The 21,892-nt window shown below is 45.3% G+C and carries 21 protein-coding genes; 9 read left to right on the forward strand and 12 right to left on the reverse strand.

The window, feature by feature from the left end:
• Window positions 1-195 precede the first annotated feature (195 nt).
• The 3 genes from K5609_RS02350 (at window position 196) to K5609_RS02360 (ending at window position 3,280) form a co-directional block, all read left to right on the forward strand.
• Complete coding sequence (locus K5609_RS02350) at window positions 196-1,128, forward strand: carbohydrate ABC transporter permease (RefSeq protein WP_221075790.1); 933 nt, start codon at window positions 196-198, stop codon at window positions 1,126-1,128.
• Window positions 1,128-1,979, forward strand: coding sequence for a carbohydrate ABC transporter permease (locus tag K5609_RS02355; protein ID WP_016402097.1), 852 nt, complete (start codon window positions 1,128-1,130; stop codon window positions 1,977-1,979). The genes K5609_RS02350 and K5609_RS02355 overlap by 1 nt, the downstream gene beginning before the upstream one ends.
• A gap of 71 nt (window positions 1,980-2,050) precedes the next feature.
• Window positions 2,051-3,280, forward strand: coding sequence for an ABC transporter substrate-binding protein (locus K5609_RS02360; protein ID WP_221075791.1), 1,230 nt, complete (start codon window positions 2,051-2,053; stop codon window positions 3,278-3,280).
• Window positions 3,281-3,346: 66 nt separating this feature from the next.
• Here K5609_RS02360 and K5609_RS02365 read toward each other — a convergent pair whose 3' ends face one another.
• Window positions 3,347-3,886 (reverse strand): YfaZ family outer membrane protein, encoded by a 540-nt coding sequence (locus tag K5609_RS02365; RefSeq protein WP_221075792.1) that lies wholly within the window; start codon window positions 3,884-3,886, stop codon window positions 3,347-3,349.
• A gap of 279 nt (window positions 3,887-4,165) precedes the next feature.
• Here K5609_RS02365 and aqpZ point away from each other — a divergent pair, with 279 nt between their 5' ends.
• Window positions 4,166-4,864 carry an aquaporin Z gene (aqpZ, locus tag K5609_RS02370; RefSeq protein ID WP_221075793.1) on the forward strand — a complete coding sequence of 233 codons (699 nt, stop codon included), beginning with the start codon at window positions 4,166-4,168 and terminating at the stop codon, window positions 4,862-4,864.
• Between the two features lie 201 nt (window positions 4,865-5,065).
• A complete protein-coding gene (locus K5609_RS02375) occupies window positions 5,066-6,133 on the forward strand; it encodes a TRAP transporter substrate-binding protein (protein ID WP_221075794.1) in 1,068 nt (355 codons plus the stop codon).
• Between the two features lie 66 nt (window positions 6,134-6,199).
• On the opposite strand, the gene K5609_RS02380 is transcribed toward K5609_RS02375, so the two are convergent.
• The 10 genes from K5609_RS02380 to soxR all read right to left on the reverse strand — a co-directional run bounded on the left by K5609_RS02380 (window position 6,200) and on the right by soxR (window position 18,161).
• Complete coding sequence (locus K5609_RS02380; RefSeq protein WP_221075795.1) at window positions 6,200-7,153, reverse strand: NADPH:quinone reductase; 954 nt, start codon at window positions 7,151-7,153, stop codon at window positions 6,200-6,202.
• A gap of 893 nt (window positions 7,154-8,046) precedes the next feature.
• A complete protein-coding gene (locus K5609_RS02385; RefSeq protein ID WP_221075796.1) occupies window positions 8,047-8,631 on the reverse strand; it encodes a DNA-3-methyladenine glycosylase I in 585 nt (194 codons plus the stop codon).
• On the reverse strand, window positions 8,631-10,247 hold the full coding sequence (locus K5609_RS02390; protein ID WP_221075797.1) for a succinylglutamate desuccinylase/aspartoacylase family protein: 1,617 nt from the start codon (window positions 10,245-10,247) through the stop codon (window positions 8,631-8,633). The genes K5609_RS02385 and K5609_RS02390 overlap by 1 nt, the downstream gene beginning before the upstream one ends.
• A gap of 74 nt (window positions 10,248-10,321) precedes the next feature.
• On the reverse strand, window positions 10,322-11,518 hold the full coding sequence (locus tag K5609_RS02395; RefSeq protein ID WP_221075798.1) for a methyltransferase: 1,197 nt from the start codon (window positions 11,516-11,518) through the stop codon (window positions 10,322-10,324).
• A 9-nt stretch (window positions 11,519-11,527) separates the two neighbouring features.
• On the reverse strand, window positions 11,528-12,124 hold the full coding sequence (locus K5609_RS02400) for a YitT family protein (RefSeq protein WP_163134627.1): 597 nt from the start codon (window positions 12,122-12,124) through the stop codon (window positions 11,528-11,530).
• 164 nt (window positions 12,125-12,288) lie between these two features.
• Window positions 12,289-13,578 carry a phosphoribosylamine--glycine ligase gene (purD, locus tag K5609_RS02405; RefSeq protein ID WP_221075799.1) on the reverse strand — a complete coding sequence of 430 codons (1,290 nt, stop codon included), beginning with the start codon at window positions 13,576-13,578 and terminating at the stop codon, window positions 12,289-12,291.
• A gap of 84 nt (window positions 13,579-13,662) precedes the next feature.
• Window positions 13,663-15,255 (reverse strand): bifunctional phosphoribosylaminoimidazolecarboxamide formyltransferase/IMP cyclohydrolase, encoded by a 1,593-nt coding sequence (purH, locus tag K5609_RS02410; RefSeq protein WP_221075800.1) that lies wholly within the window; start codon window positions 15,253-15,255, stop codon window positions 13,663-13,665.
• Between the two features lie 293 nt (window positions 15,256-15,548).
• Window positions 15,549-17,315, reverse strand: coding sequence for a sensor domain-containing diguanylate cyclase (locus K5609_RS02415; protein WP_221075801.1), 1,767 nt, complete (start codon window positions 17,313-17,315; stop codon window positions 15,549-15,551).
• A 131-nt stretch (window positions 17,316-17,446) separates the two neighbouring features.
• The gene (locus tag K5609_RS02420; RefSeq protein ID WP_221075802.1) at window positions 17,447-17,620 is read right to left on the reverse strand and encodes a DUF6435 family protein; all 174 of its coding nucleotides are present in this window, start codon (window positions 17,618-17,620) and stop codon (window positions 17,447-17,449) included.
• A 79-nt stretch (window positions 17,621-17,699) separates the two neighbouring features.
• The gene (soxR, locus tag K5609_RS02425; RefSeq protein WP_221075803.1) at window positions 17,700-18,161 is read right to left on the reverse strand and encodes a redox-sensitive transcriptional activator SoxR; all 462 of its coding nucleotides are present in this window, start codon (window positions 18,159-18,161) and stop codon (window positions 17,700-17,702) included.
• A 128-nt stretch (window positions 18,162-18,289) separates the two neighbouring features.
• On the opposite strand from soxR, the gene K5609_RS02430 reads away from it, so the two are divergent.
• The 3 genes from K5609_RS02430 to K5609_RS02440 all read left to right on the forward strand — a co-directional run bounded on the left by K5609_RS02430 (window position 18,290) and on the right by K5609_RS02440 (window position 20,272).
• Window positions 18,290-18,709, forward strand: a complete 420-nt coding sequence (locus K5609_RS02430; protein WP_221075804.1) for a VOC family protein — start codon at window positions 18,290-18,292, stop codon at window positions 18,707-18,709.
• 122 nt (window positions 18,710-18,831) lie between these two features.
• Window positions 18,832-19,239 (forward strand): Zn(2+)-responsive transcriptional regulator, encoded by a 408-nt coding sequence (zntR, locus tag K5609_RS02435; RefSeq protein WP_016402078.1) that lies wholly within the window; start codon window positions 18,832-18,834, stop codon window positions 19,237-19,239.
• Complete coding sequence (locus K5609_RS02440) at window positions 19,226-20,272, forward strand: SO_0444 family Cu/Zn efflux transporter (RefSeq protein ID WP_221077192.1); 1,047 nt, start codon at window positions 19,226-19,228, stop codon at window positions 20,270-20,272. The genes zntR and K5609_RS02440 overlap by 14 nt, the downstream gene beginning before the upstream one ends.
• 10 nt (window positions 20,273-20,282) lie before the next feature.
• Here K5609_RS02440 and K5609_RS02445 read toward each other — a convergent pair whose 3' ends face one another.
• Complete coding sequence (locus K5609_RS02445) at window positions 20,283-20,690, reverse strand: META domain-containing protein (RefSeq protein WP_221075805.1); 408 nt, start codon at window positions 20,688-20,690, stop codon at window positions 20,283-20,285.
• A 242-nt stretch (window positions 20,691-20,932) separates the two neighbouring features.
• Here K5609_RS02445 and udp point away from each other — a divergent pair, with 242 nt between their 5' ends.
• Complete coding sequence (gene udp, locus K5609_RS02450; RefSeq protein ID WP_016402075.1) at window positions 20,933-21,700, forward strand: uridine phosphorylase; 768 nt, start codon at window positions 20,933-20,935, stop codon at window positions 21,698-21,700.
• Window positions 21,701-21,892 lie beyond the last annotated feature (192 nt).

The following is a 21,892-nucleotide window of genomic DNA, read 5'->3' on the forward strand; positions in this document are numbered from 1 at the left end:
AATCTTACTTTACCTTAACATTCTCCTTGTGAAAACGTTTACTTGTCACAATTTTTGATCTAAGTTTGATTATAACAATAGTTAATTGATTGCTCGTAAGAGTGGTCAAAATTGCTGAAATGCGATGTGTATCAAGGGTAAGCCGCTATTTATAGCTATATTGTTTGATACCTGCAGGCAAATAAGGAACATGGAATGACGTCGAGTTCTTCAAATAAATCTCCAGAAAATGCCGTAAATTCGGCTTCTGAGTTAACTGCGGGTAAACGATTACGCGCTAGTGATGTCGCACCTTGGATGTTTTTGGGTCCGGCATTAATCATTTTTTCCATTTATGTGCTTTTTCCAGTGCTGCAAAGTATCTGGCTAAGCTTTTTCGAATGGGATGGTCTAGGTGAAAAGACGTTTATTGGTTTTGGTAACTATGTTGAATTGTTCGACAGCGATCAGTTTTGGACAGCCTTAACCAACAACATTATGTGGATGGTGTTGTTTATGTTGGCGCCGCCCATGGGCTTAGCTATTGCACTATTTCTTAACCAGCAGGTTTATGGAATTCGCCTGGTAAAAGCTTTGTTCTTTTTCCCCTTTGTTATTTCGCAAGTTGTTGTAGGTTTGGTGTTCTCTTGGTTCTACGACCCAAGCTTTGGTGTTTTGAATAGTGTGATCACTTTCTTTGGTGGCGATCCAGTTTCTATTCTAGCCGACGAAGACTTAGTTACTTACGGCATTATCGCCGCCGGGCTTTGGCCGCAAATCGCTTACTGCATGATCTTGTACCTTACAGGCCTCAATAACCTCAATCATGAGCAGCTAGAAGCGGCACGTTTAGACAATGCCAAGGGCTGGAAAATGTTGTGGTACATCGTATTACCGCAATTAAGGCCTGCCACCTTTATTGCCATTGTGGTAACCGTGATTGGCGCACTGCGTTCATTCGACTTAGTGGCCACTATGACCGCGGGTGGTCCGTGGGGCAGCTCAACAGTATTAGCATACATGATGTATGAAGAATCAATTTTCAATTATCGCATGGGTTACGGCGCAGCGGTGGCTGTAGTGCTATTTTTAATTATGGATATCTATATCGCTTACTTCTTGTGGCGGATGATAAGGAGTGAGAAATAATGTACCCACGTCCTATAGAAAAGGCGTCTGCCTTCACCAACATTAGCTACCGTGTGGCATTGCCCATTTCGATTGTATTGTGGCTACTGCCATTGCTAGCTGTAATGGCAACCTCGGTGCGCTCGCTTAACGATATTAACCAAGGTAATTACTGGGGCTGGCCAAGTGAGTGGATGTTAATTGAAAACTACACTCAGGTATTTACTTCAACGCCGATGTTCCAGTACCTGATGAATAGCTTAATCATTACTCTGCCCGCAGTAGCGGGTTGTGTAGCCTTGTCTACCATGGCGGGGTTTGCCCTGGCTAAATACAACTTTAAAGCCAACATTTGGATCTTTGCTACCTTTATCGCGGGTAACTTTGTGCCGTTTCAGATTTTGATGATCCCGGTGCGCGATTTAACCATTCAGTTTGGTTTATACGATACTCACTGGGCGCTTATTTTATTCCATGTGGCCTTTCAAACAGGGTTTTGTACCTTGTTCATGCGTAACTTTATTGTTGGCTTACCTACTGAGTTGATTGAGTCTGCGCGGGTAGAAGGCGTAAGTGAATTTAAGATTTTTTGGCACATTGTATTGCCATTGGTAAAACCGGCTACAGCGGCGTTAGCGGTACTGGTGTTTACCTTTATATGGAACGATTTTTTCTGGGCCTTGGTACTGGTACAAAGCGATGAAGTGCGACCAGTTACCGCCGGTCTCAGTGCGTTGCAAGGTCAGTGGTTGGCATCATGGCAGTTGATCTCAGCTGGCGCGGTAGTAGCGGCCTTACCTCCGGTCATACTATTTTTTACCATGCAACGTCATTTTATTGCTGGGTTGACCCTCGGGGCAACTAAAGGCTAAACACACCCTCAAGCAATAATGAGGGAAGTAAACAAATCCTGCTCAAGGACAACAAAACTAAAGGAATGTAAATGATGAGTAAACTAAAACAATGTGGTCAAGCCTTAGCGCTAGCTACTTTAATTGGTGGCTATGCTAACGCTGGCGAACTGATTATTAACTCTGACGCTTCTGACCCTGCACCTAAAGCCGCATTTGCAGAAATCATTGCTGAATTTGAAAAAGAGTACCCAGACATTAAAGTGAAGTACAACTTGTACGATCACGAAGCCTACAAAACTACCATTCGTAACTGGCTAGTAACCTCGCCGCCAGATGTTGTGCACTGGTATGCAGGTAACCGTATGAAAGCCTTTGTTGATAAGGGCTTGTTTGAAGATGTGAGTGACCTTTGGCAACAAAACGATATGGCTGCAGACTTTGCAACGGCAGCGCCAGCAATGACCATTGACGGTAAGCAATGGGGTGTTCCTTACACCTATTACCAGTGGGGCATTTACTACCGCAAAGACATTTTCGAAAAATATGACATCGAAGAACCCTACTTATGGGAAGAGTTAGTTGAGGCGTCTAAAATTCTTAAAGAGAATGGCGTAGCGCCTATCGCTATTGGTACTAAGTACCTATGGACAGCCGCTGGTTGGTTCGACTACATGAACTTGCGTGTGAATGGTTTAGACTTCCACATGGAGTTAATGGACGGCAAGGTGCCTTACACCGATCCACGTGTTGTCAAAACCATGGAAAAATGGAAAGAGATGATTGAACCTGGTTACTTCCTAGAGAACCACGCATCATACTCTTGGCAAGAAGCACAACCATTCTTGTACAACGGCGACGCAGCCATGTACTTAATTGGTAACTTCATTACTCCTAACTTCCCAGATGAAATTAAAGATAAAATGGGCTTCTTCCAGTTCCCAATTATCGACCCAACCGTGGGTGTGGCAGAAGATGCGCCAATGGATACCTTACATATTCCAGCTAAAGCCAAAAACAAAGAAGATGCTCGTAAATACCTAGCGTTTATGGCTCGTCCTGAGAATCAAACTAAGATCAACAAAGCCTTGTTACAAATTCCACCTAACAAGAAAGCAAAAGCAGAAGACAATGAGTTCTTAAATAAAGGTGTGGCAATGTTAGGTTCGGCATCCGGTACTGCGCAGTTTTATGATCGCGATACTGATCCAGCAATGGCTAAAGCAGGTATGAAGGGCTTCCAAGAATTTATGGTACACCCTGATCGCCTAGACAAGATTTTGAAAGGTCTTGAAAAAACGCGTCAGCGTACTTTTAAATAAGATTGCTAGTACTTTCCTTAACTACATATCCCTAATAAAAAGCCCTGCTTAGCAGGGCTTTTCTTTTTAGAAGTTAAAGGCGGCACCAATATAAAGGCCTTTAGTAAAATCTAAATCGGGTTCGTTAGTGTAACGGAACTGAATCGCGCGGTAGCCTAGGTAAACATCTGCTTGAGGCATGATCGAGTAGGCAATTTTTGCGTCTAAATCGTAGTAACGATTTAGCTCACTGCTGGTTAATACCGACGGCGCATAATAAGCACTGCCAGATACTTTTAGGTTTTGAGCGATAGCAATGCTGTAGTCGCCACCAATCGCGAAGGCATGAGGGTTTGCGCGGTGGTTTGCCCAAAGCTTGGTAAATTTAGCGCCAATGGCAAATTTATGAATGTCTTGCTGGTGGGTCGCTTTAATGCCGAAGTCTGCTAAATCACCCTCTGGACGAGAGTACATATAGTTGGCTGACATCTCTGCGCCAGGTGCTATTTCTGTTGCAAAGCCAGTTTCAAAAACGTCGTTATTAAGGTCAAACTTAATTGAACTCGCTAAGGCTGCGGTACTACTTACAGCGAATAGACTCGCCACTAACAAAGAACGCTTAAACATAATTCTCCTACAATAAGCTCTAATCAGACTAAAACGCGGCGATCATACCATTTATCTAAGTTATTATCTGATTACATTGTATTTATTGAATGTAAAAACTGATTTATACGATATTTTAGGTGAATTGATTAAACCGCTCTCCTCAACTGTAAAGCTTGTACAGCAGGCTAAATCACCTATCTGAAGTAAAAATCAGTGATGATGTAATTTGTGACCTATAGTTAGGCTGCTGTAAGACAATTTGTATTGTTAACTAAATGTTTGAAAAGGAGAGCAAACATGCCGTTGTTTAATCGTTTAATTGCCGAAGGGATCGGCACATTTTGGTTGGTATTAGGTGGATGTGGCAGTGCGGTTTTAGCTGCTGCTTTTCCCGAAGTGGGGATTGGCTTAGTCGGCGTGTCTATCGCCTTTGGCTTAACGGTGCTTACCATGGCTTATTCCATTGGCCATATTTCTGGTTGCCATTTAAACCCAGCGGTTACTATTGGTTTAACCGTTGCCGGGCGTTTTTCTAAAGTAGATGTGTTTCCTTATATTTGTGCCCAATTGCTTGGCGGTTTTGTAGGTGCAATTATTCTGTATTTAATTGCCAGCGGCAGTGGTGATTATGATTTAGCCAGTCACGGTTTAGCCAGTAATGGCTATGACATGCATTCACCGGGTGGCTATACACTAATCGCAGCTTTGGTCTGTGAAATTGTGATGACTTTTATGTTCATTTTCATAATTTTGGGAGCAACCGATGAGCGTGCGCCAGCTGGATTCGCCCCCATTGCTATTGGCCTGGGTTTAACCCTTATTCACCTCATCTCTATTCCGGTGACGAATACATCGGTTAACCCGGCACGAAGCACCGCACCAGCGCTTATTGAGGGCGGCATTGCCTTAGGCCAGCTTTGGCTATTTTGGGTAGCACCGCTAATTGGCGCGGTATGTGCTGCCCTTATGTATAAGCAGGTATCGGCTAAAAACTAACTTTTCAGCTTCAATCAAACCCCGCTTAAAGCCTTTCTTTTTAGAAAGGCTTTTTAGTCTCTGTTTACTCACTAAATGCTGTTATGAGTCGGGCTAAGGCTCTGTTATTATTCTGTTAATGAAACCCACAAATCGAATTAGGTTTCAGCAACACAACATAATAATAATCAATGAACAACTACCTACACATAAGGACCTATCATGAGAAAAGGATTGCTCTGTTTCGCTGCGTTGTTGGCGAGCTGCTTTTCAATTAATGCCATTGCTGAAGGCAAGGTTTACAAGCTTAAATTGGCAGAGTCTTGGCCAACCAAATTCCCATTGCTGGATACCGGAGTACAGCGTTTTGCCAAAATGGCTGAACAGATGTCAGATGGCCGATTACAAATTCGGGTAGATTCTGCTAACAAACATAAAGCCCCTTTGGGCATATTTGATCTGGTAAAAAGCGGCCAATATGACATGGGCCACTCTGCTTCTTACTACTATAAAGGCAAGGTGCCCAACACCATGTTCTTCACCACCATGCCTTTTGGCATGACAGCAATGGAGCAACACGCTTGGTATAGCTATGGTGGTGGCAAAGAACTTATGGCGAAGGTGTATGAGCCGCATAACTTGCTAACCTTCCCAGGTGGCAATACTGGTGTACAAATGGGTGGCTGGTTTCGTAACGAAATAAACAGCGTTGATGACCTACAAAATCTAAAAATGCGTATTCCTGGTTTTGCCGGAGAAGTATTAGCCAAGCTGGGTGCTACGCCGGTAAACATTCCACCGGCTGAGTTATATACCGCACTTGAGCGCAATACCATTGATGCCTTGGAGTGGGTTGGGCCATCGCTTGATTTACGTATGGGCTTTCACAAAATAGCGCCTTACTACTACACCGGTTGGCATGAGCCAGGTTCAGAGAACATGTTTCTTCTGAACAAAAAGAAGTTTGAGTCTTTACCAGCCGATTTACAGGCGATACTCGAAACCGCAATGCGCGCATCTGCCTTTGATATTTACGTAGAAGCCACTGCAATGAGCACTAATAACTGGGCAACTATGCTGCAAGAGTATCCAGACATTAAAGTACGTACTTTTCCTAAAGAAGTATTAGTGGCATTGAAAAAAGCCAATGATGAGCTGTTAGCGGAACATGCTGCTCGTGATCCATTAGCTAAAGAGATTATCGAGTCGCAGCAAAGCTTCACAGAAAAAGCGCGCGCCTATACGCTGATTTCTGATTTAGGTTACCTAGAGAGCACCAAAGATTTGTAAATCACGAGTAATAAAAAAGCGGCTTAGGCCGCTTTTTTTTATCTTGGTTATGCGCCTCTGCGTTACTTAGTTAGCAACCTTGACCACTATATTGCCAGTGGCACCTGCTTGCATAACTGCTTCATGGGCTAAAGTGGTGTCAGCTAAGTTAAAGCTCTGGCTGATGACTGGGCGAATAAAGCCAGCGGTAGCGCCAGCATAAATGGCAGCGTGAATTTGAGTAAGTTGTTGGCTGTCAGCATTAGCTAGGGCCATGCCCATAACGCAGGCATCTCGAGCCATTAAGTCGCGAGGGTTAATTTCAACGCTACCACGGCTGCCTATTACCACTACTCGTCCGCCTTTATTTAGTAAGGGCAAATCATCTCCCAAGTTCTGATTAGCCAGCATTTCAAGAATTACATCCACCTTGCCTGCCTGTTGCAGCGTTTGGTAATGCTCCGCTTGGTGGTGATTGGCAACCACATCGGCCCCTTGTTGCTTTAATAAGGCCAAGCCAGCTTCGCTGCCTGCGGTGGCGAAAACTCTGCAGCCCGCAGCTTTCGCTAATTGAATTGCCGCTAAACCTACGCCGCCGCTCGCGCCATGTATTAATACCGTTTCTGCCGATTGGCTATGGGCACGAATAAACAATGCCCGCCAAGCAGTGGCATAGGGTGTTCCTAAGCAAGCGCCTTGTTCATAGCTTAAACAGTCGGGAAGCGGATGAACTTGCTGTGGGCTGGCTAAACATAATTCAGCGCTGGCGCCACTTAAGGTGCCTGCACAATAGACTCGCTGGCCTATTTTGAAGCCGCTTACCTTTGCTCCCAATTGCACAATAGTGCCGGCAGCATCTTTTCCTGGAGTATGAGGAAAGGTGGCCGTGTAGTTGTTGGTTCCCGCAACAATATAAGTATCAACCGGATTTACACCTGCTGCCTCAACCTTTATTAGGATCTGCTCTTCGTTAGCTTGTAAATCGGTAATCTGCTTAAGCCTAAGTTGGTCGCCATGATGTTGGGCTTGGATAGCTTGCATTGTTGCTCCTTATTTATAGAGAGACGATCTTTTTCCAAGGGTCTGTTGACCTATCGCGGTTAAATTTCGTTCGAAAGTTTAACAAACCCTAGCATAGTGCAAATAAGTGCAGGAAAAAGAGTACCAAGTAAGGCCTTTAGGATCTTTTTGCTGCTTATAAGTGAAAAATTCTTCGCTCAAGCTGAAAGAAAACTGTAATGAAAGTGTTTTCAAAGAAGTTGTTTGGTAATTAAATTACCAAAAAATAAATTTAGCAATATAAAAAGTAAATTTAATAATACTAAATGTGCGCCGTGTCGCATAATATTGAAGCCGTAAGAGAAAGTTAGTAACAAAAAGCCTTTGGCAGCGGTTATTTTCTTTCAAGATTAAGTTAAATAAATAGGTGGAAACATTATGGAATTATTCGGTTTATATTACGCTCTTCGCGCTAAAAACGTTAACAACGAACAAACTGTAGCTGAACGTAGCCGCTAGTTAATCAACTAACAATAGGAAACAAATTATGTACGAATTATTTGGATTAGTAGCCCTTAACTACTTAAACAACAAAAAAACTGAAGAACAACGCTTAGCTGAACTAAGACGCTAAACTAAACACTAATAGAGAGAGAATTATTATGATGGATTTAATGGGTTGGGTTGCACTAAGCTACCTACACAACAAAAAAACTGAAGAACAACGCATTGCTGAATTAAGCCGTTAATCTCAGAAAACAGTTAGATAAGTAAAGATTCACAGTAACAATGATGTAATCGCCGATCAGGCGAACCGGCTCTCCTCAATATCACCGAGGAAGCAAATACCTTAAGTACTCACTCCAACTTCACTACACAGATAATCGCAACTCAGTTAAGAGTTACGCGTTTAGCTATGCTTGCTATTCTAGTCCTTACACTTTTGCCTGCGCTACCGTTTCTTGATACACATGACAGCCAGTGATGTGATCGTTCACCATGCCTACAGCTTGCATAAATGCATAACAAATAGTGGGGCCAACAAAACTAAAACCAGCTTTCTTTAAGGCTTTTGACATGGTTTGTGACTCTGGGCTTTCCGTTGGGATCTCTTGCAAATTCGCGTAGCTGTTTACAATGGTTTTACCACCGACAAACTGCCAGATGTATTGATTAAAAGCTTGGCCGCTAGCCTCGATAGCTAAATAGGCTTTGGCATTTTTCACGATGGAATTGATCTTAAGTTTATTGCGAACGATCCCTTTATTTTCCATCAAGCGCTGACAATCTTGCTCTGTAAACAAAGCAATTTTTTCTGCTTGGAACTGAGCATAGGCTTGATAGTAGCTTTGCTGCTTCCGCAATATAGTTATCCACGATAAACCCGCTTGTTGCCCGTCTAAGCAGAGTTTGGCAAATAACTCGACGGAGTCATAAACAGGGCGGCCCCACACTTTGTCATGATATTGTTGATACAGCTGATCGCTTCCGCACCAAGGGCAACGTTGCAGAGTGGGCATTATCCATCCTCATCTTCAGGTTGTGGCATCCGTTCTTCAGGAATCAAGTCGATTAATTCCTGTTGGGCAGGTTCTTCGGTATTTGGCGCTTGAGCCTCGTCTTGAGCTTGGCTGTTTGGTTGCGCCTCATTACTTACTGCTGGAGCTTGCTCACGTGATTTACCGCTAGTTTCTTCGGTTGATGGAGTGGGCTGATCAACTTGGTTTGGTTGGACAGCGTCAGCATCGGTTGCTGTTTGCTCGCTGTTGGTTTCTTCGCCTTTGGTTTCGCTTAAGCCCAATTGCTCTACAGTTTGCGCAGCCACTTGTTTCTTGATTTGTTCACCTTCCTGCTCGAGGTCTTCAATGCTGCGGCGTTCTCCCAAGTTGTATATGGCGAAGCCAGCACTGACCACTTGGTTTTGAGCTCGGCCTAGGACCACCGCGTTGAATGGTGCCAAGACTTGTTCTTCATCATCAGTGATTGGATTAGAAATAGTACCCAACAGCTGGCCTTTATTAACCCGAGTGCCTAGGTCGACTTGATTCAGCAGAATGCCGCCATCGCGTGCGCGTAACCACTGAGAAGCATAAAAAACCGGCTGTGGCGAAGACCAAAAAAACGAACGTGGTAGCATATTTACCGAGCTCAGGTAACTTTGTACGGCTTTAACTCCGGTCTCTACCTGTTTCTCATCCACGGTATAAGGGCCGCCTACTTCCATAACTACTGCTGGAATACCTGCTGCAGTTGCTGCGCCGCGCAGGCTGCCTGAAGGAGCAATGCTTTGTAGTACCGAAATGGCGCCAAACTGCTTAGCCACTTCGGCCACTTCAGGAATGGTTAGATCAGCGCGAAGCTGGGTGAGATTCTCACGAAACATCGAACCAGAGTGTAAATCCACTAAACTATCGCAGTGGAGAATGATGCTGTTAAACAAGCTATAGGCAACCCGTGAAGCGGTAGAGCTGTTTGGGCTGCCAGGGAATGCGCGGTTTAGGTCGCGGCGGTCAGACATGTAGCGATCTTGACGCCAAAGTCCGTCAATGTTGACTACCGGAACCGAGATCACCGTACCTTTAAGGTTTTCAGGACTGAGCCCTTTTACCACTCGTCGGGCTATCTCTACGCCATTTAGCTCGTCACCGTGAATGGCCGCGGTAATGCACACTCTTGGACCGGGCTCGCTGCCATGTATAGCGATGACTGGGGTGGCGACCTCAAATCCACCGGGCAAATGGCCTGAGTACCAGTCTAGAGTGGCGCTACTGTTTGGGCTAAGTTCGGTATTGAGTAAAGACAGTGGTCCCCATACTTCTTCCTGCGCTGGTTCTTCGGTGGTTTGGCTGGCACTAGCTGGGCTAGTGTTACCGGCTACGATGGGAATGATGGGCTTGGGTTGATCTGGCAGAGCCGGTTCTACTTGCGGTTGGCTTTCAGCTTCAACTGAATCAGCTTCTGCATTGGGCTCGGTGACATCCGAGCCCACCTCTGCCTGCTGTTTGTTAGTCTCTGTTGTGGTTTCTTCTATGTCGGAAAGTTTTGGATTGTAGACTTCTTCATATTGGTCTTCTTGTTCTGTCGCAGAGACACTGAAGCAGAAACATAACAAAACCAAAATTAAACGGCGTGACATAGCGTCTCCAAAGATTGAGCAAGCGGCAATTTTTGTTAAGCCGCGAGTGTAGCAATTAAAAGTGTAAACCAGCCTCAGCCTAGCTGTGCCTGTATTAATACATTACGTGGACTCGTTTTAAAGGGAAAAAGTTCCACTAATCTAACTTGATAGCCTTGTTGTTGAAGAAACAAACATCTATCTAACAATAGCCAACGTTCCATGATGGGGCGAAATAGCTGCTGGACTAATTCTAAACGCCTCACTAGCAAGTGGCGTTGTTGGCCTTTTTCTAGATAGCGCTGTTCATCAAGCTCTGCCGGTGCGCTTATTTGATGTTGCTGGCAGGCCCATTCAACAAAGTCTTTAAACGTAGCGTTTTTGCTAAACCATTGTTTGGCGATGGACGGAAGTGATTGGTAGTGCGCTTGCTGGGTGAGTTCCTCGCGCAAGCATTGGTAGCTGAGTCGCCAATGCAGTTCACGTTGACGTAAGGTTTGTACTCGCTGTCCGGAGGTGACCGATTGCGCAACTGCCAAGCGTAAATCTGTTTTGCTTAAGCGCAGCTTAGTTTGTTGGGCAAGGTCAGATAAGGGGGCGTAGTGCTCGCCATTAATAAGGTGATAGCAGCAAGGGCAAATGCTTAGTTTTTGTGGTTTGTGCTGGGCCGCTAGGCGCAATAGCTGCAGGTGCAGCTCTCCGCAAGCGTGTAAAGCAACGGCATGCTGCTGGCTTTGTAAGTAGCGCTGAGCTTGAGGTTCTAATACATCACAATGATGAAACTGTTGGGGTAATTTAAGCTGTTTGGCTTGTTGCTCGCCACTTTCACACAGCGTTGCTTGCCATTCCAAACTGGTAACGGGCAAGTGATGGTGAAAACTAATTAAGCGGCCTAAGTGTCCTTTACCTGCACACCATTCTAGTATGGCTAAATTTTCTCCTTGTAGCTGCTCACTAAAGGCTTGGATCTGCTCGGCCTTGCGACCTTTTATGCCGTTGGTTAGCCAAAATGGTGTTGCCAATTTAGCAGCATTTTTAGGTGCTAGTTGCCACTCTGCCAAGCAAGTACTTAGCTCTGGAAAGTGCTCAGAAAAATGTAAGGCTGCTTGTTCAGGTTGTTGCTCCAAGGCCTCAATCTCTTGAAGGCTTAAGGCTTGAAGGTTCTCGAGCAGCGGGTTGTTGTCCCAAGGTAAAACGTGTTGCTGAAAAGGGCTAAATTGCCAGTATTGCTGGTAGCCTTTTAGCAATTGGTCGTGTTGGAGAAAAACCGCTTCGAGTGATTGATTAAACATAGTGAAAGATTAAGACAGCCCTTGATAGCGACCACTTTTATGGTTGAGTGCAATAACAATGTTTAAGGCAAAAGCGCCAACAATGGACCACAGTAACACACTCAGGGGTACTAAGAAGTAGGAAGCCGTTACTATCACTACGTCTAATGCCATTTGTACGTGGCCAGCGCGAATATTAAAGCGCTTTTGTAAATACAGCGCCAGAATGTTTACCCCACCTAGGCTGCCCTTGTGGCGAATTAAGATCAGCATACCAGTACCAATTAAAAAGCCACCACTGAGCGCGGCATAGATGCGATTAAGCTCTGCTAGCTCAATAACTAAGTGCATATAGTCGGTAAAAACCGATACCAGCACCACACAAGCCATGGTTCGAAAGGTAAAGGCTGCGCCCATTTTGGCAAAACCCAGGATAAAAAAGGGCAGGTTAATTAATAAGAAGAGTTGGCCAAAGGAGAGACCAAAAAACTGCGCGGCCAGCAAAGCTAAACCGGCTGTGCCACCAGTGAGCAATTGGGTTTCTTTAAAAAAGAATACGCCCAAAGCCACCATAGTAGTGCCAATCAATAATGCTAAGAAATCTTCTAGCCAATTATGTTGTTCCATAAGACTACTGAACTTAAGAAGTGATTTTGAATAGTGAATAATAGCACTTATGGTCTAGCTTTGAGATAACTCGCTGCACCAATCGTTAAAAACAAAAAAAGCCACTGCGAAGTAAACTTCTAGTGGCTTTTTATATTGTTCAGCTTGTGCTTAGCTTAACTTACTTAGCTGTTCTCACGAGCAATTGCGCGGTAGCCAATATCGTTACGGTGGAACATGCCTTCCCAGGAAACTTTTTTCACTAGTTGGTAAGCATTAGCTTGTGCTTCGGTAACGTTGTTGCCTAGGGCTGTTGCACACAATACGCGGCCACCGTTAGTTACAATGTTGCCATCTTTTTCGCTAGTGCCTGCATGGAATACTTTAGCACTGCTAGTTTCTTCGCTTAGGCTAGGAAGCGTAATTACGTCGCCCTTAGGATAAGAGCCAGGGTAACCGGCTGCTGCTAGTACCACACCCATGGCGGCGCGAGGATCAAACTCGGCAGTTTTAGTATCCAGTTTACGGTCAACCGCAGCTAAACACAGTTCAACAATGTCTGATTGCATACGCATCATAATTGGCTGAGTTTCTGGGTCGCCAAAACGGCAGTTGTATTCAATGATTTTTGGCGAACCGTCGGCCATGATCATCAAACCTGCGTATAAGAAACCGGTGTATTCATTGTCTTCTGCGGTCATGCCTTTAACCGTTGGCATGATCACTTCGTCCATAATGCGCTGGTGGATTTCAGGCGTTACAACTGGAGCAGGAGAGTAAGCACCCATGCCGCCGGTGTTTAAGCCGCTATCGCCATCGCCAACACGTTTGTGGTCTTGGCTGGTTGCCATCGCCAATACATTGCTGCCATCTACCATTACGATAAAGCTGGCTTCTTCACCGTCTAAGAACTCTTCAATCACCACGCGAGAGCCGGCTTCACCAAAGGCGTTATCGGCAAGCATGTCTTCAATGGCGGCAATCGCTTCGGCTTCGGTCATGGCAACAATTACGCCTTTACCTGCCGCTAAGCCATCGGCTTTAACCACAATTGGCGCACCTTGCTCTTTAACGTAAGCAATCGCAGGAGCGACCTCAGTAAAGGTTTGGTAGTAACCGGTTGGAATGTCGTGACGGGCTAAAAAGTCTTTAGTGAAAGACTTAGAGCCTTCTAGTTGAGCTGCTTTCTCGGTTGGGCCGAAGATTTTAAGGCCAGCCGCTCTAAACGCATCAACTACACCAATTACTAATGGCGCTTCTGGGCCAACGATAGTCAGTTCAACCTGGTTTTGCTGAGCAAAGCTAAGTAGTGCTGGGATGTCTTCCACACCAATCGCTACATTCTCTAACTTTGGCTCTAGAGCCGAACCAGCGTTACCGGGGGCAACAAATACTTTTTCAACTAAAGGAGATTGCGCAGCCTTCCATGCTAGAGCATGTTCGCGGCCACCGCCGCCAATCACAAGTACGTTCATGTTTGTCTATCCAATACTGAGTAAACGGGGCTTGGCGCACCAAGCCGAAATACAAAACAGCCAGCGCGAGGCTGGCTGTGGTTTTTAGTGGTAGAAGTGGCGCATGCCAGTGAACACCATGGCCATGCCATGTTCATCGGCTGCGGCAATCACTTCGTCATCGCGCATTGAGCCACCCGGCTGAATCACACAGGTGATACCGGCTTCTGCTGCTGCGTCGATGCCATCGCGGAATGGGAAGAAGGCATCAGATGCCATAACGCTACCCGCAACTTCTAGTTTCTCATCGGCGGCTTTAATGCCAGCAATTTTAGCGCTGTATACGCGGCTCATTTGGCCTGCGCCTACGCCAATAGTCATGTCGCCTTTAGCGTAAACAATGGCGTTAGACTTAACGTATTTAGCCACTTTCCAGCAGAATAGTGCGTCACGCAGCTCTTCTTCACTTGGCTGGCGCTTACTCACTACACTTAGTTCGTCTTGAGTTACCATGCCTTGGTCGCGGTCTTGAACCAATAAACCACCGTTTACACGCTTAAGCTGCAAACCGGTAGTTTTAGTTGACCATTCACCACACTCTAATAAACGTACGTTTTTCTTAGCGGCAACAATTTGCGTAGCAGCTTCAGAAATCTTAGGTGCAATGATTACTTCAACAAACTGACGAGACACAATGGCTTCCGCTGTATCGGCGTCTAACTCGCGGTTAAACGCGATAATGCCGCCAAAGGCAGAAGTTGGGTCAGTTTTATAAGCGCGTTCGTAAGCTTCTTGAATATTGCCGCCTAACGCTACACCACATGGGTTAGCGTGTTTTACGATTACACAGCAAGGCTCGTCGAATTCTTTCACACACTCTAGTGCGGCATCGGTATCAGCGATGTTGTTAAACGACAAGGCTTTACCTTGAAGTTGAGTAGCAGTAGATACCGAAGCTTCTTCAATATTGTTTTCAACATAAAAAGCAGCGGCTTGGTGGCTGTTTTCGCCGTAGCGCATATCTTGCTTTTTAATGAATTGGCTGTTGAAGGTGCGTGGGAACTTGCTGTCTTCGTCGCCTTCTTTGTTGTCGCCGTAGCTTGGTACCATGGTGCCAAAGTAGTTAGCGATCATGCCGTCGTAAGCCGCGGTGTGTTCAAAGGCTGCAATGGCTAAATCAAAGCGAGTTGCATGCGTTAGAGACTTATCGTTAGCTGCCATTTCGGCTAGCACGCGGTCGTAGTCTGAGGCGTTAACTACAATGCTTACGTCTTTGTGGTTTTTCGCTGCACTGCGCACCATAGTTGGGCCGCCGATGTCGATGTTTTCTACTGCATCCTCAAGGCTACAATCTGGGTTGGCTACAGTAGCTGCGAAAGGATAAAGGTTAACAACAACCATATCGATGGCATTAATGCCGTGGTTGTTCATTACTTCATCGTCGGTACCGCGTCGACCTAAAATGCCACCGTGTACTTTTGGATGTAAGGTTTTAACACGTCCATCCATCATTTCTGGGAAGCCAGTGTAGTTAGAAACTTCAATAACTTCGATGCCGTTTTCGGCCAGTAATTTTGCGGTGCCACCAGTAGATAAGATCTCTACACCTTGTTGGGCTAAAGATCGTGAGAATTCGATAATGCCTGTTTTATCTGAAACACTAATCAGTGCACGTCGAATCGGTCGAGCGTTTTCCATTGGGGTTTTATCCTCATTAGCAGTTACATGCGCTAGCGGTACAAGTTGCCCGAAAAATAAACAACTTAGGTTTGAGGCGCGCATTTTACAGCAAAAGTGTGAAGAATGCGCCGTTTTTAGCTGAGAAATGTTGCTATGAGGGCCAAAATTGGCGAATCAAATGGCCAAATTGGCTGTTATGCCAAGCTGTTAAATGGCCTTAGTTGACCACTTGGTAAGCATTAATTGCGGTTTAGTCAGGATACTAAGCTTTAGCGTCTGTTTCTTATCTTTAACAAATCTTTATTAACTGTTTATCCATTCACTTTAGTATTTGAATCTATAGTTGGCTTGCTTGAATCGGCTTCTGGCAGTTTAAAGCGAAAAGTATTGCGACCGTTTTGTTTGCTTAAGTAGAGTGCTTTGTCGGCTAAATCGATGATTTCTGCTAAGCCAATATCGGCGTTTTCGGCAATCGATACGCCTACGCTAATAGTGACGTTTTTCTGGTTTTCAACCAAGCTAAATTGATGGGGGATCTCGGCTTTATTGATGGCTTTTACCAAGCGATTAGCCGAGAACTCGGCATAGTCGAAATCACTATTACTCAAAATGGCAATGAACTCCTCACCGCCGTAACGGGCAATTAAATCACCGGGTCGCTTACAGATACCAGTCTCGATCAGTGTTTTTGCTACCTTCTCTAAACATACGTCGCCCGCTGGGTGACCGTAGTGGTCGTTGTATAGTTTAAAGTGGTCAATGTCGATAAGCATAATCGTTATAGGGTAGCCACCACGCTGAGCACGGCGCCATTCTTGCTCAAGAAATTCATCGGCGCAGCGGCGATTGGGTATGCCAGTAAGGCTGTCGGTAACCGCCAATTTTTCTAGCTCGCGATAGGCGGTGCGTAGCTCTTGTTGTGAAGCTTCTAAATCCGCAGTGCGCTCTTTTACTCTATCTTCCAATACCAACCTTGCTTGGCGCAGATCTTGTTTTGCATTGCGTTGACTAAAGTAGAGCAACAAAAACAAACTCACCGCGACCAGCAAAGAGCTGATTATACCCAGTACCACAATGTTGCGGGTGCGATAGTAAATTTGAAAAGCTTCGGCTTTGTCTATTTCGGTGGTTAAACCAAAGTTATAGCTGGGTTGCCACGTCCACGCGCCAACTACATTAACGCCGCGATAATCGGGATAGCCTTTGATATTAAAGGCAGTATTGCCTTTGATAGCGCTTTGCGCCATTAGTGTTAGGGCTTGCGAGGCATTGTTTAGATTAGCTTGGGGAACGGTGACATATAAACTATTAATAGCGTCTTGGCCGGGCTCTAATATGCCGACGCGGTGTAGCTGTTCTTCAAAGCGGCTAGCAGAGAGCATTAAGCCGTTTTGATCAAAGGCGTAGGTCTCGCCAGAGTTCCAAATCCGACCTAGCTGAGTGATGCGACTGAAGTGATCGCGTTGATTTACGCTAACAATCAACGCGCCATGCACTTGCTGATCTAAATCTACAATAGGCGCGCTGAAGTACATGTTATTGCTATGCTTGTTTTGTTGCGGCAAGCCGGTGATAAACAAGCTTTCGCCCTCAATCACCTGTTCCATTTTGTCACGTTTTAACTCAAATAAGGGATGAACTTGCTTTGCGGGAACCCTTTGGTTGGAGAAAACCACCCGCCCTTGCCGGTCGCTAATCCAATAGGATTTATCTTGATAGGTTTCCATCATTTGGGTGAAGCTGCGTTCAATGTTAGCTTCAGCACTGGCGCGCATGATGGAAGGGCTTGCTGGGTTATTGAGAATGTCGGTAGCTACCACCAATCGCTCTGACCGAGCAGTATTACCCAGCTCTAAAAGCCGATGTTGGATCCAAATGTGGTGAGCCTCTTGGGTGGCACGTAGCACCGTTTGAAGTGACTCTTTAACCTTTTGCTCTACTTCTTCTTCGATGTTTTCTAGTGCGGTAAGTACAATCGCCAAGATCGCCAAGCTGAATACCGCCACCATCACCACTACTGTTCCGAGTTTGACGTATTTAGTATTGAATTGTGGTGGTGCGGTCGCTTTGTCGGCCATTTGACTAAAAAGTTACAATTGCTTGATATTTGACCAGTATGGACGGCTAAGCAGTATGACTCAACTATTTTTCCTAAAATAACTTTTATATCAGTAACTTGCGAAACTGTTGCTGTGAATTTTGTTAGTTATTATTGCTGAGATTCAAGTTGCTCTATTTCTTTCCATAGTTCGTCAGCATCGGCACTTAACATCGAGTAAGTCATAATATCGCCACGCCGCTGAGCCAGCATTGCAGACTCCAACAATGCATCGTACTTTTGGCGCTTGCGTTTAAGTGGGTTAGGTTTTAGAAAACTAAACATAGACACTCCTTTGTTATCAACAATAGAACGCTTTAATGCAGTAAATAGTTCTCAAGTATGCGGGAAAAAGATGACTTTTTTATGAGGACTGGTTATTGCGGTTTAAAATAACTGGTCCTTGTCCTTCGCTGGCGAGTTGGTCATCGGGGTTATAGAGCGGGCAGCTTTTCATGGATAAACAACCACATCCGATGCAGCCAGTGAGGGAGTCGCGTAAATTCTCCAGCTGTTTGATACGTTGGTTTAGTATATCGCGCCATTGCTGCGAGAGAGCTTCCCAGTCGGTTTTATTAGGGGTACGTTGGTTGGGCAGCTTAGCAAAAGCGGCTTTTATCTCTGCCAAACTTATCCCCATTTTTTGAGCAGCCTTAATGACCGATACCCGCCGCAGTACATCGGGATGATAGCGCCGCTGATTACCGTGATTACGCCAACTATTAATTAAACCTTTAGTTTCGTAAAAGTGCAGCGTAGACACCTTAATACCACAGCGTTTAGCCACAAAACCAACAGACAAGGCCTGTTTAGGTCGATCTTGCATAGCTACCTCCTACAAATTTTAAAGATTAGGCAAAAAATCTCTTTACCTCAACTTAAGTTGAGGTTTTAGGCTGGTAAGCACAGTAACAATAAATAGCTTTAATTAGCACTAAAAGCGCAAAGGAGAACATGATGCAATTAGAACATCTGAACTTAGTGGTAAATGACATGCAGCAAACCTTGGCTTTTTATCAAGCGGCTTTTCCTCATTGGCAAGTGAGAGGAGAGGGTAAGCAAACTTGGTATGGGGTAGACCGGCATTGGTTACATTTTGGCGATGATGACCAATACCTTACGTTTAACGATCAGGGGTATGGGGAGAATCGACCGCTTGAAGGGAATCAAGTAGGTATGGCGCATTTTGCTTACATTACGGCTGATTTAGACGGCTTAATCACTCGTATGTTAAATGCAGGCTTTCAGATTCACCATGAAGGGGCCCAAAGTCGCCATCGTCGTAATGTGTATTTTCGCGATCCGAATAACTTTGAAGTGGAGTTTGTTGAGTATTCTTCAGACTTGCCCGAAGAGCGTAATCGTTACGAGTAGCGCAAGGCTAAAATTACTATCCCCAAAAGCCTGATTTTTATCAGGCTTTTTTGTTTCTTTAATAAAACTCTTGACCCTATACCTAGCTACAGGGTTTATCATAAAAGAAATGGAGGATGGCTATGTACAAGATTGGTGAGCTAGCAAAGCTAAGTGGTTTAACGGTGGAAACCTTGCGTTTTTACGAACGCAAAGGTTTGTTGGTGCCGACTGCTCGCGGCGAGAACCTCTACCGTATGTACAGCAAGCAAGATTTAGCACGTTTGAGGTTTATCCAGCGCGCTAAACAAGCCGGTTTATCAATTAAAGATATATTGGAGCTACTCACTCTGCGAGAGCATGCAGAAACCGCCAGCTGTAACGATGTAAGCAATGTTGTAGGGCAAAAACTGGCTAAGGTGCAGCAGCAACTAGCAGAGCTAAAAGCCTTTGAAACAACCCTTAAAACACTTCACGATGCCTGCTGCGGCGGAGAAGAAAGCGCCCGTTCTTGTTCAATACTAAAGGCCTTAGATGATGCTATTGAATAACTTTATAAACCTTTTCTTAAGCGCAGCCCCATGGTTGTTTTTGGGCTTTGTGATTGCAGCTAGCCTTAAGTTAGGCTTACCTAGCCGTTGGTTAGCCAAGCACTTGGGTAACAGCAAAGCCAGCACCACAGTTAAAGCCGCATTTATTGGTGCGCCGTTGCCTTTGTGTTCTTGTGGGGTGATTCCTGCGGCCATGGGATTGCGCCGCGCTGGCGCGTCTAAAAGTGCCACTACCTCGTTTTTAATTGCCACCCCAGAAACTGGGGTAGATTCAGTAGCCGTTTCTTATGCCCTGCTAGGGCCGGTAATGGCGGTTGTGAGGCCAATAGCAGCAATAGTAAGTGCTATTGTAGCCGGCTTATTGGTTGGCAAAGGCGAGGACGAGCCAGCCAGCGCTACCGAGGTTAAAAGCTGTTGTAGTGGCAAAAATAGTTGTGCCAGTGAGGCCAAGCCTTCGCCAGCGCAGAGTCGGGCAAAAGTTAATACTAAGCAATGGCTGCATAGTTTTGTAGAGTTAGTGGAAGATAGCTACCTGTGGCTAGTGTTGGGCTTAGTCTTTGCGGCACTCATTCAAACTTACTTGCCCGAAAGCTTTATGACTCGATGGGGGCAAGGATGGATCACCATGGTGGTAATGGTGTTGGTGGGGATCCCCATGTACATTTGTGCCACTGCTTCAACGCCCATTGCTGCAGGCTTAATTATTGCGGGTATATCTCCAGGAGCTGCCTTGGTATTTATGTTGGCTGGCCCGGCGACTAACATTGCAACGCTAATGTTGGTTCGCCAAGAAATGGGCATGCGAGCATTAGTCGCTTATTTGGTTGGGGTGGTTGCTAGCGCAATGGCATTTGGTTGGGGATTAGACTGGGCCATTGCTCAATGGCAGTGGCAAGTAAACCCGGTAGAGTGGCAAGAGCATCAACTAGTTACTAGTTGGTGGGTCTTGAGTAGTAGTGCCGTGATTGCAGCATTGATGGCTGTTGCGGGGATTAAAGATGCACGGCAGCGCTGGTTTAGCGCTACCGTATAAACCTAAAGACCTAGCTTTTAGGTACGCGCTTAAACATTGCACCGTTGTTTAAGCGTAAGTTCTCGCCATCACTCACTAAAGGCTTTTCTAGCGCTTGAACAAATTCCATTTCAATTTTGTTCGCCATGTCGTCACACAACATGCGGGTCATGCCTATTGGTTGGGTAACGTTGAGTTGCTTTCCATCCCACCCAGCTTGGCCAAAAAAGTTATTGCAGCCTGTGGTGCCAGAAATTTTAAAGCCGTTTTCATTTTCTTCTAAGGTAAATGCTGGCAGCTTAATATCTGCAATGTTGTAGAAATCACCCGTCATATACCAACGACTATCTGCTAAATCCATGCTTGGCTCCGATTGTTTACTGGCACAGCCGGCTAAACCTAGGGTTAAAGTTAAGCCAATAAGTAGCTGTTTATTCATGGTTGTTACCTCAAGTAAGCACAAAAACTATTTCAGGCTATTGTAGAACACAGCGGCCAAGAAAAGTTCGATTATTGATAAATTTAATGTTTTTTTGAGCAGGCTTTTTGATCAACACAAGCAGTAACTATTAGGCTATTTGCTGCTAAGTTCGCTTCAAATGCGAGATGTTTCACACTTATTGCTCAGTTCTCGTCCTATGCTCTGCTCATCAATCATTGGACGACATTAAGTAGGTAAACATGAACCAGCAAGCGAGTGTATTTCATCTTGGCTTAAACCCAGAGATGCTAAAAGGCGCAACTTTAGCCATTATTCCTGGCGACCCGCAGCGCGTAGAGCGGATTGCCTCGTTATTAGAAGAACCTGAGTTTTTAGCCTCGCAGCGTGAATTTACCTCTTACCTAGGTAAATTGGACGGTACACCCGTTGTAGTATGTTCAACCGGCATTGGCGGGCCGTCTACTTCAATTGCGGTTGAAGAGCTGGCACAACTAGGTATTCGCACCTTCTTGCGGGTAGGTACTACCGGCGCTATTCAGCCACATATTAATGTGGGTGATGTAATTGTAACTACCGCTTCGGTTCGCTTAGATGGCGCCAGCAGCCACTTTGCTCCCATGCAGTTTCCTGCGGTAGCCGACTTTTCTTGTATGCAAGCTTTAAACAGTGCGGCATTAGACGCTAAGGCAACCTGTCATGTGGGTGTAACTGCTTCTAGCGATACCTTTTACCCAGGCCAAGAGCGCTACGACACGGTGTCTGGTCGCGTAGTTAAAGCCTTCCAAGGTTCAATGGAAGAATGGCAAGCCATGGGCGTACTTAACTTTGAAATGGAAAGCGCCACTTTATTTACCATGTGTGCCTCGCAAGGCTTAAAAGCAGGCTGTGTAGCAGGCGTTATTGTGAATAGAACCCAGCAAGAGATCCCAGACGAAAGCTTGATGAAAAACACCGAACACCAAGCAGTAAACATTGTTGTTGAAGCTGCACGTAAGATGCTCGGCTAAACACAAAGTGCCAATACATTTTGTCTGATGTATTGGCAGTCCTTTCCGAACGTTTAGCCCAATCTCTCTTGATAAGTGAGATTGGGCTTTTTTGTGCCAGAATCAGCGAGATGGCAGATTGGGCAAACTCACCAATGCAGCCATTTTCGCTAATTCAAACATTCGAGGTCACTGAGCTAATCCCAGTATTGC

The sequence above is a fragment of the Agarivorans aestuarii genome (assembly GCF_019670125.1).
In the GTDB taxonomy this organism is placed as follows: Bacteria; Pseudomonadota; Gammaproteobacteria; order Enterobacterales; family Celerinatantimonadaceae; genus Agarivorans; species Agarivorans aestuarii.